At 63.3% G+C, this 16309-nt stretch carries 14 protein-coding genes; 9 read left to right on the top strand and 5 right to left on the bottom strand.

The annotated features are described in order from the left end of the window. Positions 1-11: 11 nt before the first annotated feature. The 5 genes from ACT9T4_RS17830 to ACT9T4_RS17810 form a co-directional block, all read right to left on the bottom strand. A complete protein-coding gene (locus ACT9T4_RS17830) occupies positions 12-680 on the bottom strand; it encodes a CsgG/HfaB family protein (RefSeq protein WP_179537989.1) in 669 nt (222 codons plus the stop codon). Positions 681-1056: 376 nt separating this feature from the next. After that, positions 1057-3402 carry a TonB-dependent siderophore receptor gene (locus ACT9T4_RS17825; protein ID WP_499118227.1) on the bottom strand — a complete coding sequence of 782 codons (2346 nt, stop codon included), beginning with the start codon at positions 3400-3402 and terminating at the stop codon, positions 1057-1059. A gap of 289 nt (positions 3403-3691) precedes the next feature. Continuing rightward, positions 3692-4663: a FecR domain-containing protein gene (locus ACT9T4_RS17820; protein ID WP_499118225.1), complete on the bottom strand. Its 972-nt coding sequence runs from the start codon at positions 4661-4663 to the stop codon at positions 3692-3694. Next, positions 4647-5177, bottom strand: a complete 531-nt coding sequence (locus tag ACT9T4_RS17815; RefSeq protein ID WP_499118223.1) for a sigma-70 family RNA polymerase sigma factor — start codon at positions 5175-5177, stop codon at positions 4647-4649. The genes ACT9T4_RS17820 and ACT9T4_RS17815 overlap by 17 nt, the downstream gene beginning before the upstream one ends. Positions 5178-5248: 71 nt before the next feature. Beyond that, positions 5249-6145: a LysR substrate-binding domain-containing protein gene (locus ACT9T4_RS17810; protein WP_042556107.1), complete on the bottom strand. Its 897-nt coding sequence runs from the start codon at positions 6143-6145 to the stop codon at positions 5249-5251. 128 nt (positions 6146-6273) lie between these two features. Here ACT9T4_RS17810 and ACT9T4_RS17805 point away from each other — a divergent pair, with 128 nt between their 5' ends. The 9 genes from ACT9T4_RS17805 to ACT9T4_RS17765 all read left to right on the top strand — a co-directional run bounded on the left by ACT9T4_RS17805 (position 6274) and on the right by ACT9T4_RS17765 (position 16304). Beyond that, on the top strand, positions 6274-7101 hold the full coding sequence (locus ACT9T4_RS17805) for an HTD2 family dehydratase (RefSeq protein WP_499118220.1): 828 nt from the start codon (positions 6274-6276) through the stop codon (positions 7099-7101). 163 nt (positions 7102-7264) lie between these two features. Further along, entirely contained in the window at positions 7265-8428 is a 1164-nt protein-coding gene (locus ACT9T4_RS17800; RefSeq protein ID WP_499118218.1) for an acyl-CoA dehydrogenase family protein, read from the top strand. Between the two features lie 154 nt (positions 8429-8582). Then, positions 8583-9935 (top strand): MmgE/PrpD family protein, encoded by a 1353-nt coding sequence (locus ACT9T4_RS17795; protein ID WP_499118216.1) that lies wholly within the window; start codon positions 8583-8585, stop codon positions 9933-9935. Between the two features lie 77 nt (positions 9936-10012). Continuing rightward, positions 10013-11218: a CaiB/BaiF CoA transferase family protein gene (locus ACT9T4_RS17790; protein WP_499118215.1), complete on the top strand. Its 1206-nt coding sequence runs from the start codon at positions 10013-10015 to the stop codon at positions 11216-11218. Between the two features lie 140 nt (positions 11219-11358). Further along, on the top strand, positions 11359-12183 hold the full coding sequence (locus ACT9T4_RS17785; protein ID WP_499118213.1) for an HpcH/HpaI aldolase/citrate lyase family protein: 825 nt from the start codon (positions 11359-11361) through the stop codon (positions 12181-12183). 127 nt (positions 12184-12310) lie between these two features. Then, entirely contained in the window at positions 12311-13306 is a 996-nt protein-coding gene (locus ACT9T4_RS17780) for a TRAP transporter substrate-binding protein (protein ID WP_042556101.1), read from the top strand. Positions 13307-13396: 90 nt separating this feature from the next. Further along, positions 13397-14065, top strand: a complete 669-nt coding sequence (locus ACT9T4_RS17775; RefSeq protein ID WP_042556100.1) for a nitroreductase — start codon at positions 13397-13399, stop codon at positions 14063-14065. A 326-nt stretch (positions 14066-14391) separates the two neighbouring features. Further along, the gene (locus ACT9T4_RS17770; protein WP_042556099.1) at positions 14392-14859 is read left to right on the top strand and encodes a MarR family winged helix-turn-helix transcriptional regulator; all 468 of its coding nucleotides are present in this window, start codon (positions 14392-14394) and stop codon (positions 14857-14859) included. Continuing rightward, positions 14859-16304 (top strand): efflux transporter outer membrane subunit, encoded by a 1446-nt coding sequence (locus ACT9T4_RS17765; protein ID WP_499118210.1) that lies wholly within the window; start codon positions 14859-14861, stop codon positions 16302-16304. The genes ACT9T4_RS17770 and ACT9T4_RS17765 overlap by 1 nt, the downstream gene beginning before the upstream one ends. Positions 16305-16309 lie beyond the last annotated feature (5 nt).

The following is a 16309-nucleotide window of genomic DNA, read 5'->3' as shown; positions in this document are numbered from 1 at the left end:
GTTCTCCGCGCTCACTTGGCCGGGCGCCAGGCGCCGCTGTCGACACCGCTGACCAGGTTGTTCACGGCTTCGCGAATCGCCAGGTCGAGCACCTTGCCATTGAGCGTCGAGTCGTAACTGGCGGTGCCGCCGAAGCCGATCACTTCGCGGTTCGACAGGCTGTACTCGCCGGCGCCCTGGGTGGAATAGACCACTTCGGACGTGCTGACGTCGACGATATTGAGATTCACCTTGGCGTAGGCGATCTGCTGTTTGCCGCGGCCGAGAATGCCGAACAGCTGGTGATCGCCGACTTCCTTGCGGCCGAACTCGGTGACGTCACCGGTGACTACGAAGTTGGCGCCTTTCACCTGCTGGGCCTGTTTGGAGAAGCCCGACTCCTGCTGCAGCTCTGCCAGGTTGTCGCGGTCGAGCACATTGAAGCGGTTCGACTGCTGCAGGTGGGTGATCAGGATGGTTTTGGCCTGCCCGCCAAGGCGGTCGACGCTATCGCTGAAAATGCCGCGCAGATAACTGGAACGGTTATCGAACTTGCCGACGGCGATCGGGCTGCGCGGACCGTTGTAATGGCTCGCTGCGGTAGTGACCTTGGCGACTTCCAGGGTGCGCGAGCTTTCGGTGGCGCAACCGGCCAGCAGCACGAGCATGCCTGCAAGGATGGCGGTGATGATCTTGTTCATACGAGTCTCGTGAAAAAGTGGGCAGGGCAAAGCCTGTAACGGACAGGAAGCTGCCGAACACGTTCACAAGGCGCTAATGCATGGGGATAACTGTCGCGCTGGGTGCTGCGCGAGGGAGACTGCCGAAGTCTGTCCATGACGTTAAATCCGAGGTACGGGTGTACGTGCTTCCTGCGCAGGCGATTTTAATGATCATCGCCACGCATTGCCAGCGTTGCCGGTCATCGATGTGATGGGGTTGGTAAAGCGTTGCCTGAGAAGCCCACAGGGCGGTGGCAGTCTTTTCGAGGCAAGGTGCTGCCGAGCGCAGAGCCGCTCGGCAGGCATCTCGCAGCACCTTGGCAACGGTGCTGCGAGCATTGCCCGGACACTCCGGTCAGTAGGTGTACTTCAGGGAGGTCATGAAATTGCGCGGCGGGCCGTAGATGCCATTACCCGCCGACCCCATGAAGTACTCCTTGTCGAACAGGTTGTTGACGTTGAGCGAGGCGGTCAGGTTTTCGTCGATGTCATAGCGAACCATCAGGTTGGCGAGGGCATAGCTGCTTTGCGTGTAAAGATGCAGGTTGTCTCCGGTCTTGCTTTCCCAGTTGATCCCGCCACCAATCGTCAATTTATTCAGGGCACCTGGGAGACGATAGGTGGTGAAGGTCTTGACGCTGTGTCGAGGCGCCCGGGTCAGGATGCGCTCGTCGTCCTTGTTGCGGGTAACGCTGTAAACGTAGCCGCTAGTGAAGTTCCAGCCCTCTGCGAGTTCGCCATTGAGCTCGAGCTCCACGCCCTCAGTGGTCGTATCGTTGTAGAGGTCGTAAGTGCGCTCGGCGCTGCTCCAGACGGCCAGGTTGTCCTGCTCGGTCCTGAACACGGAAAAGTTGGAGTTGAGGCGACCATCATTGAAGCTGCCCTTGATGCCGGCTTCATAACTGGTGCCTTCTTCCGGCGCTGGCGACTCGACGTAGTCCTGGACGAAGGAGTCCTGTGGCTGGAATATCTGCGTGTAACTGGCATACACCGACCAGGTGTCATTCAGCGCGTGAACCAGGCCCGCGTAGGGAACGAAAATCCCGCTTTCCCGGCTGTTCTCTTTGCTCTTGAGGCCAGTCGTGTAGGACGTGGAATCCTTGTTCTGCTTCCAGTCGGTGACTCGGCCACCCAGCAGCAGACTTGTATCTTCGGTCAGGTGCAGGCGGGTGCTCAGGTACGCACCATACTGATACTCGTGAGATGTCGATTTCCCGCTGCGGTTGAAGGCAGGCCTTGGTGTCGCATCGACCCAGTCTGATGCATTCGCAACGGTAAGGGCGGATCGCAACGCGTAGCCGGGGCTGCTCGACTGCAATTGCGACAGCGTGACGCCCCCGATCAGTTCATGCTCCTGGCCGAACAGTGAGAAGGGGCCTGTCACATAGGCGTCCAGGCTGTCCTGATCGACATCGCTTGCCCAGTGAACCGGGCGCACGCTGCCACCTGTTCCCGTTGCCTGGTCGATGTTGCCTGTCAGGTTTCCAGTGATGGTGTCATAGCTGTACTCGGTGTGCGTGAGCTCTGCCTTGGCATTCCAGCCTGACTCGAAACTGTGTTCGAGCGATGTGAAGACGCTGCTCAGTTCATGGTCGTAGTACTGCCACTTGGGCGTATCGTTGTCTTGTGCATCGAAATGGATGCGCTGGCCGTTGCTGTAGAACATCAGGCTGGGCCTTACAGGAGAGTCGGTGTCTCGGGTGATATGGCTGAAGCCGAGCGTGAGCAAGGTGCTGTCATTCAGATCCACTTCGGTAATGCCATAGAGGGTGAAGTAGTCCTGCTGGTAATTGTCTGTCCAGGCTCCCTGCTGCTTGTAATCGACGACTGCCCGAGCACGGATATTACCGTTCTCCGTCAGGGGGCCGGAGACGTCCACGCCTGTTCCATATCGTTGCCAGTTGCCTGCTTCGGCATTCAGGATGACTTGCGGCTCGTAGGTTGGGCGTTTGCGGATCATGTTGATCGTCGCGGATGGCGTTCCCAGCCCGCTCATCATGCCGGTAGCGCCACGCACGATCTCGATGCGGTCGAAGATCGCCGTGCTTTGCAGGTAGTTGCTCAGTGATGACGAGGTCGGCACGCCATCGATCTGGAAGCTTTTGATGGAAGAGCCGCGCGCCCAGATTTGCGGGGCGTCAGCCCCCATGCCCAGCGGTTTGACGGTAACCCCGGGGGTGGCATCCAGCACGTCACTCAAGTTGGTCAGGCGTTGGTCATCCATGCGTTGCCGGGTTATCACCGCAATCGACTGTGGTGTTTCCTTGGGCGACAGGTTGAGGCGCGTGGAGCTGCTCGTCGACCAGGTCGTGTAGGAGCCGGTGCCCTCGGTCGTCGAGCCAGGCGCCTTACCGGAAATGCTCAGGGCCGAGAGCTCCAGGCCATTGCTGGTTGGTAGCGGCTTTAGCTCATAACGATTCTCTCCGGTATTCACCGCCTCCAGGCCACTACCTTCTAGCAGGATCGCCAGCGCCTGTTCGATGCTGTAGCTGCCATCCAGGGCGCGGCTGTGCTGGCCGCTGGTCAGGCTGGCATCGCCGGCCAGGAAAATGCCGGCCTGAGCGGCGAAGCGGTTGAGTTGCGTGGCCAGCGGGCCGGATTCGAGTTGGTATCGTTCGGCGGCGCTGGCCAGCGGGGTGAACAGGGCCAGGGCGATGGCCAGGCTCAGGGGGCGTAGAGAAACCGAAGGGCGAGGGGACATGGGTGTTCCTTGGCTGATGGTATGGCAGTGTCATCAGCTAATTCGGATGAGACGGGAAAACCGGAACGCGGAAATGAAAATAATTTTCAAATGGATTTCTTGTTTTCTTTGAAAAGCGCTGTGGTGGCGATAGTGGTCATTCATTACGGAGACACCAAGTGGTGGGCTAAAGCCCACCCTACAGCTGGATGTGCGCAGCCCTGTAGGTTGGATGGCAAGACGGTATCTGCCGAGGAGCTGGGCTTCAGCCCACCAGATCGAATGTCCGCCACAGCGTTTGATCGAGCGGCTACCGCCTGGCTTCGAGGCTGATCCACCACGGCAGTGGCCGCTCGACGCTGATCGGCAGCACGCTTTGCAGCATGCTCAGACTCTGTGGCAGATCGTTCAGCGGGAAGGTACCCATCACCCGCAGATCGGCGATTTCCGGTGCGACACCGATATGGCCATGGTGATGGCGGGCCAGCTCGGTGATCACGTCGCCCAGCGGTCGTTCATCGGCCTGCAGAATCCCTCGCGACCAGCTCTGCCGGCCGCTGCTGGCCGCTTCCTCGGGGGCCAGCTGCGCGGCATCGAAACGGCGCTGGCGCCCAGCGGGCACCACCGTGGCTATCTCGTTGCCATTGCCCAAGCGAATGGCAACCTGGCCCTCGAACACGTCGAGTCTCGTCTGGTCTGCCTGCTGACCAATACTGAAGCGGGTACCCAGCGGCTGCAGGCTGCCGTGAGCGGTTTCGACCAGAAAAGGTCGACCGTCCCTTGCGGTCTCGATCAGCACTTCCCCCTGAATCAGGCGCAACATGCGCCGTTGCGCCGTGTAGGCAATATCCAGCGCGCTGTCGCTGTTCAGCCAGAGGCGAGTGCCGTCTGCCAGATCAATCGGGCGGATTTCACCGACAGCGGTGCGCTGGTCGGCACGCCAGGCCAGCAGACTCTGCCGCGCCGGCGCCCAGCCGAGGCGGGCGAGCAGGGCGCCGCCGGCAAACGTGGCCAGGCCCAGCAGCACCTTGCGTCTGGAGTGTTTGAGGCGCCTGGCAGCGCTCAGGGTTTGCTGGGCGGTGTCGCGATCGTCCTGCAGAGGCGAAAAACGCATGCCGATACGCTCGACGTATTGCCAGGCCAGGCGATGACTGTCGTGCTGGGCGTACCAGCTCTGCCAGTCGGCGCGCAGCGCTGCGTCGGCGTCGCCCTGGAGTTGCGCGTACCAGTACGCAGCCTGTTTGAGCACGGCGTGATCCGGGGCATCAGACGAGCGCTTCATCCAGCTCCATCTCCAGCAGCAGGCACTGGTACATGGCCTGGGCCAGGTACTTGGTCACGGTGCGTTCGGATACGCCCAACTGCACGGCGATCTCGCGGTAGGTAAGGCCCTGCAACTGCGCCAGCAGAAAAGCCTCGGCGACCCGCTCCGGCAGGCGGGCGAGCATGCCGTTAACCTGCTGCAGCGCTTCGAGCACCATGGCCCGATGTTCCTCGGAAGGGACGCAGACATCCGGACGACTCGCCAGCACATCGAGCCAGGCCTGCTCGACCTCGCGACGCCGCCAGAAGTCGACGCACAGGTGTCGTGACATGGCGTGCAGATAGGCGCGGGCGTGACTGTCGCTGTCGAACTGGCGAGGTTTGCTGAGCAGGCGCAGAAACACGTCGTGAGCCAGGTCCGCCGCATCGCTGACATTGCCCAGGCGCCTGCTCAGCCAGGCGTTAATCCAGCCGTGGTGGGCGCTGTAGTAGCCCTCCACCTGGCGTGCGTAGGAGTCGTCCAGGGTAGGCATCGAAATCAATCACATATGCGAAGTGTTCGCATCTTATTGAAGTGCGATGGTGCCGGCAATCCCGCCTTGGCCTACGGCGTGGAGGATTCCGGCAGCAACGTGGCGATCAACGCCCGCACGCTGCCCGGCAGGGCTTCGAGGTCGCGTACCAGCATGCTGCGTTCGCGTACGGCCCAGGCCTCGTTCAACTCGATGGTGTGCAGCTTCATGGTGCGGCGGTGTCGGCTGGCGGCCGACTCGGGGATGATGCCGATGCCGACGTTGGCTTCGACCATGCGGCAGATGGCTTCGAAGCTGGACATCTGGATGCGCAGCGACAGCGTGCCGCCCAGGGTTTCCACGTGTTCACGCAAGAAGGTCAGCAGCGTGCTGCCGTCGTGCAGGCCGATATGCTGGTACTGCAGGGTGTCGCGCAGGCTGACCTGATCACGGCCCGCCAGGGGGTGGTTGTCCGGCACCACCAGCACCAGGCGGTCGGTGCTGAAATGCAGCACCTGCAGGCCAGCGGCCTCCACCGGCCCGGCGATGATGCCCAGGTCGGCACCGCCGTCGAGCACGCCGCGGACGATATCGCGGCTCAGGCGCTCCTGCAGGTCCACCGTCACGCCGGGGCGCTCGGCGAGGAAGCCGGCCAGTACTTCGGGCAGAAATTCGGTCACTGCTGTGGTGTTGGCGAAAATGCGGATATGCCCGGCCGAATCGCTGCCGTATTCGGTGAACTCGCTTTTCAGGTAATCGACCTGACGCATGATCAACCGCGCGTGCTGCAGCAGTCGCTGACCGGAGGGTGTCAGCTCCACGCCACGGCTGTCGCGGTACAGCAGGCGGGTGTCGAGCTGGCCTTCCAGCGCCTTGATACGCGCGCTGGCTGCGGCGGGCGAGAGCGACGCACGGCGTGCGCCCTGAGTCAGGCTTGGCGACTCGGCGATATGGATGAAAAGGCGCAAATCCGGCAGATCGAAGTGCATGGCAGTCCTGTTCAGGCAGCGGTAGCGGTGTTCAGCATAACCGAACGCCGGTTTATGCAAATGCAAATTCACAGAACGATAAGCGGATTGCATGCTGGCGGCACATAACAAGACAGCTGGAACCCACCATGAGCGACTGTGCTTTTTCCGCCTGGATCGGCCGCACCGAAGAATCCCACGATCAACTGAGCCGCAACCTGGTCAAGCGCATCGCCGCGACCCTGGGCGAAGAAACGCCCGCTCATGGCGAGGCGCTGCCGCCACTCTGGCACTGGGCATTCTTTCAGGACCCCATTGCCGAAAGCGGCCTGGGGGGCGACGGTCATCCGGCACGCGGTGGCTTCCTGCCGCCGGCCGACAACCGCAACCGCATGTGGGCCGGCGGTCGCATCGAGTTCATCGCCGCGCTGCGGGTCGGCGGGGAAGCCACCCGTGTGTCGACCATCAAGCACATCGAAGAGAAACATGGCCGCACGGGCGCGCTGCTGTTCGTCACCGTGCAGCATGACTACTTGCAGGATGGCGAGCTGGCGATCCGCGAGGAGCAGGACATCGTCTACCGCGAGCCCAGCCCGCCTAAGAGCGGTGCCGGCGAGGCGCTGCCGAGCGGTGACTGGCGCGAGGGCGTGGTACCCAGCCCGACACTGCTGTTCCGCTACAGCGCGGTGACCTTCAACGGCCATCGCATTCATTACGACTGGCCCTATGTCACCGACACCGAAGGCTATGCCGGGCTGGTGGTGCATGGCCCGCTGATCGCCACCCTGAACCTGCGCGCGTTCTGCCGCGCCAACCCGCAGGCCCGTTTGCGTCGTTTCGCCTATCGCGGCCTGCGCCCGCTGGTTGCGCCGGAGCCCTTCGAGGTGGCCGGGCGCATCAGCACGCCGGGCAAGGCGCAGCTGTGGGCCGGTAATGAAGCCGGCATGGCCCAGCAGGCCGACGTGGAATTCGACTGACGGATGCCGGGTAGGGCGGACGGCGCTTCACCTGCGTGGCGCGATCCGTCCACCGTTCTGCAAGCGCAATGGTGGACAAAAAGAGCGTTGTCCACCCTACGCGGCTTGCGATCGTTGAGAGGCTCTTAGGTTGAAACACAACAAAAAGAATCGAGGAATCGAGATGACCCCGGAACAGAACGAAGAACTGAATTTCATCCGTGAAGGCGTACGCGGCCTGTGTGCCGAATTTCCTGCCGAATACTGGCGCAAGATCGATGAAGAGAAGGGCTTCCCGGAGGCCTTCGTGGCGGCCATGACCGAAGCCGGCTGGCTGTCGGCGATGATCCCGGAACAATACGGCGGCTCCGGCCTGGGCCTGGCCGAAGCCTCGGTGATCCTCGAGGAGGTGAACCGCTGCGGCGGCAACTCCGGCACCATCCACGGGCAGATGTACAACATGTTCACCCTGCTGCGTAACGGCAGCGACGAACAGAAAAGCTACTACCTGCCGAAGCTGGCCAGCGGCGAGCTGCGCCTGCAGTCCATGGGGGTGACCGAGCCCACCACGGGCACCGACACCACCAAGATCAAGACCACCGCCGTGCGCCAGGGCGACAAGTACGTGATCAACGGCCAGAAGGTTTGGATCTCGCGCATCCAGCATTCCGACCTGATGATTCTGCTGGCGCGCACCACGCCGCTCGCCGAGGTGCAGAAGAAATCCGAAGGCATGTCGATCTTCCTGGTCGACCTGCGTGAGGCCATCGGCAACGGCCTGACCGTGCAGCCGATCGCCAACATGGTCAACCACGAGACCAACGAGCTGTTCTTCGACAACCTGGAAATCCCTGTCAGCAGTTTGATCGGCGAGGAGGGCAAGGGCTTCCGCTACATCCTCGACGGCCTGAATGCCGAGCGCACGCTGATCGCTGCCGAGTGCATCGGCGATGGTCGCTGGTTCATCGAGAAGGCCAGTGCCTACGCCCGTGATCGCGTGGTGTTCGGCCGCCCGATTGGTCAGAACCAGGGCGTGCAGTTCCCTATCGCCAAGGCTCATATCGAGGTCGAAGCCGCCGACCTGATGCGCTGGCGCGCCTGCGAACAGTACGACCGTGGCGAGAACGCCGGGGCCAGCGCCAACATGGCCAAGTACCTGGCGGCGGAGGCCTCCTGGGCGGCGGCCAACGCCTGCCTGCAGACCCATGGCGGCTTCGGCTTCGCCAATGAATACGACGTCGAGCGCAAGTTCCGCGAGACCCGCCTGTACCAGGTGGCGCCGATCTCCACCAACCTGATCATGTCCTACGTGGCCGAGCATCTGCTCGAGCTGCCGCGTAGTTTCTGAGGAGCCTACTTATGAACTGCTGCGCGTCGGCCATGCTGCGTTGTAATCGGGCTCGGAATGCTCATTTACAACTCGTAAACTCCGCTTCCTCGCCCGCTTACGCCTTGCCTGGCTCTAGCTCGCGAGTTCATAAGCAGACTCCTGGGAGCGGCTTATGAGTACAAATACTCAACAGCTCGCCGTGTTCCTCGCCGAGTTGCGTTACGACGATCTGCCTGACTACGTGCTCGATCGCACCGAAGACCTGTTCCTCGACTGGCTCGGTTCGGCCCTGGCCAGTGAAGGCGCGCGGCCGATTCCGCTGTTCGAAGCCTATGCGCAGAAGATGGGCCCGACCGATGGCCCGGCGCGCATTCTGGTCAACGGTCGCGGCACCTCGGCGTACTTCGCGGCCCTGGTCAACGGCGCTTCGTCCCATCTGGTCGAGCAGGATGACCTGCACAACAGCTCGGTGCTGCACCCGGCCACCGTGGTATTCCCGGCGGCTCTGGCAGCCGCGCAGGACCTGGGCAAGACAGGCCGCGAGCTGTTGCTGGCCTCGGTGGCCGGCTACGAGGCGGGCATTCGTATCGGTGAATTCCTCGGTCGCTCCCATTACCGCATCTTCCACACCACGGCCACGGTCGGCACCCTGGCCGCTGCCGTGGCGGTGGGCAAGCTGCTGAACTTCGACAAACAGCAGTTCATTCACCTGCTCGGCAATGCTGGCACCCAGGCAGCCGGGCTCTGGGAGTTCCTGCGCGACGCCGCCGACTCCAAGCAACTGCACACCGCCAAGGCCGCCGCCGATGGGCTGCTGGCCGCGTACTTCACCGAGCAGGGCCTGACCGGTGCACAGAACATTCTCGAGGGCGAGCAGGGGATGGCCGCCGGGATGTCCAGCGATGCCAACCCGAGCAAGCTGTCGGATCGCCTCGGCAGCCGCTGGGCGCTGGCGGAGACCTCGTTCAAGTTCCATGCTTCCTGCCGGCATACCCACCCGGCCGCCGATGCCCTGCTGGGCCTGATGCAGCGCGAGGGCCTGCGGCATGGCGACATCGCCCAGGTGGTCACCCACGTGCATCAGGGCGCTATCGATGTGCTGGGGCGTGTGGTGGTGCCGCAGACCGTGCATCAGGCCAAGTTTTCCATGGGGACCGTGCTGGGCCTGATCGCCGTGCATGGCAAGGCGCAGCTCACCGAGTTCGAGAACCTGTCGCTCATTGACGCTGACGTCAGCGAATTCAGGGACAAGGTCAGCATGCGTCTCGACCCCGAGGTGGATGGCGCCTATCCGGCGCGCTGGCTGGGGCGGGTCGAAGTGCTCACCACCGACGGCCGCACCTTGCGCGGCGCCATCGACGAGCCCAAGGGCGATCCGGGCAACACCCTCAGCCGCGCCGAGCTGGAAGACAAGTTCCGCCGCCTGCTGGCATTCGCCGGCAAGCGCAGCAGTGACCAGGCCGGCGAGCTGATTGCCAAGGTCTGGCGCCTGCGACAAACCGACGACCTGAGCGGCCTGGCCTGACTGCGCCGAAGAATGCGCTGGATCGCTGACGCGCGATCCAGCCGACGGATCTGGACGATTGAAACGGGAAAACCGCCATGAATAACAACAATACGCAGCCCCGGCCATTGGACGGCATCACCGTGGTCAGCCTGGAGCACGCCATCGCGGCGCCGTTCTGCACCCGTCAGCTCGCCGACATGGGCGCTCGGGTGATCAAGGTCGAGCGCCCCGGCAGTGGTGATTTCGCCCGCGGTTACGACGAGCGGGTCAATGGCCTGGCGTCGCACTTCGTGTGGACCAACCGTTCCAAGGAGAGCCTGACCCTCGACCTCAAGCAGGACGATGCCAGCGAAGTACTCGACAGCTTGCTGGAAAAGGCCGACGTGCTGGTGCAGAACCTCGCGCCCGGCGCGGCAGCGCGCATGGGCCTGTCGTTCGAGGCGCTGCATGAGCGCTTCCCGAAACTGATCGTCTGCGACATCTCCGGTTACGGCGAAGGCGGCAGCTACGAGAAGAAGAAGGCCTACGATCTGCTGATCCAGAGCGAGGGCGGCTTCCTGTCGGTCACTGGCGGGGCAGGTGACGACCAACTGGCCAAGGCCGGCTGCTCCATCGCCGATATCGCCGCCGGCATGTATGCCTACAGCAACATTCTTACCGCTCTGCTGCTGCGCGGCAGAACCGGTCTGGGCAGCCGCATCGATGTGAGCATGCTCGAGAGCCTGGTCGAGTGGATGGGTTACCCCCTGTATTACGCATACGACGGTGCCACGCCGCCGCCACGTGCCGGGGCCGCCCACTCGACCATCTATCCCTACGGTCCGTTTCCCGCTGGCGACGGCGGCACGGTGATGCTCGGCCTGCAGAACGAGCGCGAATGGCAGGCTTTCTGCGAGCGAGTGCTGTTGCAGCCGGAGCTGGCCGCGGACGAGCGCTTTTCGGCCAACTTCAAACGTTCGGCCAATCGGGAAGCGCTGCGCTCGATCATCGTCGAGACCTTCGCCGCGCTGAGTGCCGAACAGGTGATCGAACGGCTGGAACGGGCACAGATCGCCAACGCCCATGTCAATGACATGGCTGGCGTCTGGGCGCATCCGCAGCTCAAGGCCCGTGACCGCTGGCGCCAGGTGAACAGCCCGGCAGGCAGCCTGCCCGCGCTGCTGCCGCCTGGCAGCAACAGCGCCTTCACGCCGCGGATGGATGCGGTGCCCGCGCTGGGCGAGCACACCGAAGCCTTGTTGGCCGAGCTGGGATATAGCGATTCCGCGATAGCGGGCCTGAAGGTCAGCGGCGCGATTTGAAGCCTAGCTCTAGGCGGCCGTGGACGCTCGGTTTTGTGGGCTGAAGCCCGCCCTACGAAAGGCATACGGGTAGGGTGGGCTTCAGCCCACCAATTGGCCGTATCACCAAACAATAAGTCTTACGCCAGGAAGCAGATTCCATGACCAGACAAACCATCCGTAGCGCCTTGTTCGTACCGGGTAGCCGGCCTGATCGCTTCGCCAAGGCACTGGCCAGCGGTGCCGACACGGTCATCGTCGATTTCGAAGATGCTGTCGAAGAACCGCTCAAACGCCAGGCCCGTGAAAACCTCGGGGTGTTCCTGGTAGCCAACCCAGAAGCGCGCCTGAGAGTGCGGGTCAACTCGCCCGAGCATGCCGAGCATGAGGCCGATCTGGACTTCTGCGCCGCCCATGCGGGCGTCATCGGCGTGCTGCTGCCCAAGGTGGAAAGCGCGGCGCAGAGCGAGCGCGCTGCCGCAACTGGCAAGCCGGTCTGGCCGATCATCGAAAGCGCCCGTGGTCTGCATGACCTGCCAGCCATCGCCAGTGCGGCAGGCGTGGAGCGATTGTCGTTCGGCGGTCTGGATCTGGGGCTCGATCTGGGCTTGAACAGCGGCACTGCGGCGGCCGAGCGCATGCTCGATCAGGCGCGCTACGCGATCCTGCTGCACAGCCGTCTGGCCAATCTGGCCGCTCCGCTGGATAGCGTGTTCCCGGCGATTCAGGATCAGGCCGGCCTCGACCGCGCCAGCCGCGATGCTCGCGACATGGGGTTCGGTGGGCTGTTGTGCATCCACCCTAGCCAGGTCGCCGTGGTGCACCGGGCGTTGGCGCCTTCGGCCGAGGAACTGGCCTGGGCGCGCCGGGTGCTGCAGGCCGGCGAGGGGGGCGACGGTGTTTTCGTGGTCGACGGACAGATGGTCGATGCACCGGTGGTCGGCCGCGCCAGACGCATCGCCGAGCGTGCCGGGGCAGCGGACTAGGCGGCGTTCGGAGATGCTGAACGCGCCTTTGCACAATGGTGAATTCCGTGCAGGGATCGCAACGTTGTAAACAGTAATCAGTGGCTCGAACGACTGCCCAACTACAAAAACAAGATGAGGTACACCCATGCTCAAGCTATCCCTCAAGGCGCTGGTCTGCGCTGTGTCGCTTTCCGTGGTTGGCGCGTTGCACGCTGCTGATCCCATAAGCATCAAGTTCGCCCACGTGGTTGCCGAGCACACACCCAAGGGCCAGGGCGCGCTGCTGTTCAAGAAGCTGGCCGAGGAGCGTTTGCCAGGTCGGGTCAAGGTGGAGGTTTACCCGAACTCCTCGCTGTTCGGTGATGGCAAGGAAATGGAAGCGCTGCTGCTCGGTGACGTGCAATTGCTGGCGCCTTCGCTGGCCAAGTTCGAGCACTACGCCAAGCCGATCCAGATCTATGACCTGCCGTTCCTGTTCGACAACATGGAGGCGGTCGACCGCTTTCAGGCCAGCGAGCAGGGCAAGGCACTGCTGACCAGCATGGAAGGCAAGGGCATCACCGGCCTGGCCTATTGGCACAACGGCTTGAAGCAATTGTCGTCCAACAAGGCGATGCACGAGCCCAAGGATGCTCGTGGCCTGAAATTCCGCGTACAGGCTTCCGCGGTGCTCGACGAGCAGTTCAAGGTGCTGCGTGCCGCGCCACGCAAGATGAGCTTCGCCGAGGTCTATCAGGGCCTGCAGACCGGGGTGGTCAACGGTACCGAGAACACCTGGTCGAACTACTTCAGCCAGAAGGTGCATGAGGTGCAGCCGTTCTTCACCGAATCCAACCATGGCCTGATCGATTACATGGTGATCACCAATACCAAGTTCTGGAACAGCCTGCCGGAGGATGTACGCAGCGAGCTGGACACGATCATGGTCGAGGTGACTGCCGAGGTTAACCGGCAGGCCGACGAGCTCAACAAGGAAGCTCGTGCCGCCATCGTCAAGGCGGGCACCAGCGAGATCATCCAACTGACCCCAGAGCAACGCGAACAATGGCGCGAAGCCATGCGCCCGGTATGGAAGAAATTCGAAAGCGATATCGGTGCCGACCTGATCAAGGCTGCCGAGGCGTCCAACCAGGCGCAGTGATCGACTACCGTTCGTGCAGCACCGCAGGCCGCTTCCATCAGGAGGCGGCCTTTGTTTTGATGGGCTATTCATCACCAGCGAGGAGAGCGGATGAACGTCAGCCAGGCACTACGTGAGCGGCGCAGCACACGGGCCTTTCTGGATCGCCCGGTGGCGACTGAACTGCTGCGCGGATTGCTCGAGCAGGCAGCCCGCGCGCCTTCCAGCGGCAACCTGCAGCCCTGGCGCATCCATGTGTTGCAGGGCGAGGCGCTGGAGCGTTTCCGCCAGCACATCGCCCTGCGGCTGCAGGACGATCCGCAGCCCGATCCTGCGGATTACCCTGTGTACCCGCAGCCGCTGCAAGAGCCCTATCGCACCTCACGGTTCGAAGTAGGCGAGCAGATGTACGCGCTGCTCGGCATTGGCCGTGAAGACAAGGCTGCGCGCCTGGCCTGGTTCGCCCGTAACTTCCGCTTTTTCGAGGCGCCCTGTGCGCTGTTCTTTTCGGTCGACCGCTGCATGGGGCCGGGGCAGTGGGCCGATCTGGGCATGTATCAGCAGAGCCTGATGTTGCTGCTCAAGGAGCACGGCCTGGACAGCTGCCCGCAGGCTTGCTGGGCGCGCTACCACCTGAGCGTCGAGCGTTTCCTGCAGATACCCGCCGAGCACATGCTGCACTGCGCCATCGCCGTGGGCTATGCCGACCCTGAAGCGCCGGTCAATCGACTGGTCAGCGAACGCTTGCCCCTGGAGGCGTTCTGCACCTTCGTGGAATGAGCAGGGCGGAGCGACCAGGGAATGGCTGGGTCTGAACCAATCCCTGGGTGTCGCTACGCTCGACGCCGGCTACCCGATCGCAGCCAGGGTCGAGCCTGCGACACCCAGGGCAATCGCTACCGTTCCAATTCCCTCCATCACCCCCGTAACAGTCGTCCCCGCCAAATTCCCCTGAACCCATCGAACCCCCGGGCAGTCCTTTCAAAACCACCAAATATTTCAAAGTATTTCTGAAGTTGATAACAAGTATTACGAAATGTAATTGGGTTATTCGCTGCCTGGGCAGTAATCTGCATGGCATTCACTGCCTGGGCAGGTAATTTTCGATGCCACATTTCGACCGCGAACGGTTCTCGCTGCAGCACTCACCCGGCCACCTCATTGCGCTGATCAATCAGCTCAAGGACCGCATGCTGGAACGCCATCTGGTGGATCACGGCGTGACTGCCGCGCAGTTCAAGGTGGTGCTGCTGATCAGCCAGAACCGCGCCAGCACGCCCGCCGATCTGGTCCGTTTGCTCAGCCTCGACAGCGGGGCGATGACCCGCATGCTCGACCGCCTGGAGCAGAAGGGCCTGCTGACTCGCGAACGCAGCTCGGAGGATCGCCGCCAGGTGCGCCTCACGCTCACCGAGGCGGGCAATGCCCTCGGCGTGCGAGTGCCGCAGATCGCCGCGGATGCCACCAATGAGTTGACCGGCTGCCTGAGCCGCACCGAACTCGACGAATTCCAACGCCTGTTGAAAAAAATGCTGATGGCCGCCGATGCGTTGCCGCACGTGCCAGGAGAATGATGAACACCATGCCGTTGCGTACCCCACTGACCCTGATTTTCAGTGCTTTGCTGCTGGCCGCCTGTGCCTCGCAGGAGGGCCTGCATACCGAAGGTCATACCCTGGATACCGCCAGCCTGCAGGGGCAGACCTTTACCGCCAACCTGTCGCCGGCTGCCTGGCCAGCGAGTGACTGGTGGAATCGCCTGGGTGATCCGCAGTTGAGCGGGCTGATCGAAGAAGCCCTGCGCAGCAACCCGGATCTGCAGGTCGCCGATGCCCGTGCCCGCCAGGCCAACGCTGCCGTGCTGGCTGCCGATGCGCAGCGCCAGCCGACCCTGGACGCCAATGCCAACGTCACCCGCTCACGCTCCGCCCGGGTCGACGACCCCAGCGGCCAGGGCGGGCGCTACGGCACTTTGCGCAGTCTGTCGCTAGAGGGTGGCTACCGCTTCGATCTCTGGGGTGGCGAGCGTGCCGCCTGGGAAGCGGCGCTGGGCCGTGCCCGTGCCAGTGAGGTGGATCGCCAGGGCGCGCGCCTGACCCTGGCCGCCGACGTGACCCGCGCCTACAACGACCTCGGCCTGGCCTACGCCACGCAGGATCTTGCCGAGCAGGACCTCAAGCGCAGCCGCGACATGCTCGACCTGGCCCGCAGCCGGGTCGATGCCGGCCTCGACAGCGAATACCAGTTGCAACAGACCCAAAGCCTGGAAGCCGCCGCCGAAGCCAGCCTGACCGCCGCCACCCAGCAGGTCGACAGTGCGCGCATTCGCCTGGCCGTGATGCTTGGCCAGGGCCCGGATCGCGGTGCCACGCTGCCCCGGCCGCAATTGATAGCCCCCACGGCGGTCAGCCTGCCGGCCAACGTGCCGGCCGAGTTGCTTGGCCGTCGTCCCGACCTGGTCGCCGCCCGTTGGCGCGTCGAGGCAGCCACCCGCGATATCGATGCCAGCAAGGCCGATTTCTACCCCAACCTCAATCTGAGCGTTGCCGCTGGCAGCAAGTCGCTGCTCGGCGATGCCATGTTCGGTGGTGCCAGCCGCTTCTTCAGCGTTGGCCCGGCTCTCAGCCTGCCGATCTTCGACGGTGGCGCTCGGCGCGCCGCGCTGGCTGGGCGCAACGCCGATTACGACGTGGCCGTGGCGCAGTACAACCAGACCCTGGTTGGCGCGCTCGGCGATATCGGTGACGGCATCAGCCGCATTCGCTCCCTCGAGCAGCAGATCGAGCAGCAGCAACGGGCCCGTGACATCGCCCGCAGTTCCTACGACATCGCCATGCAGCGCTATGCCGATGGCATCGGCAATTACCTCGATGCGCTGAGCGTCGAGCAGCAACTGCTGCAGAGCGAACGTCAACTGGCCAATCTGCGTGCCGAGCGTATCGACGCGTCGGTGCTGCTGATGCAGGCCCTGGGTGGTGGCTTCGAGGCTGCCGCTCCGTCATCCACTTCCGCACGCTGAGTACT

Source organism: Pseudomonas sp. SZ40 (genome assembly GCF_052958135.1).
This window is presented reverse-complemented; position numbering and strand designations above follow the sequence as displayed.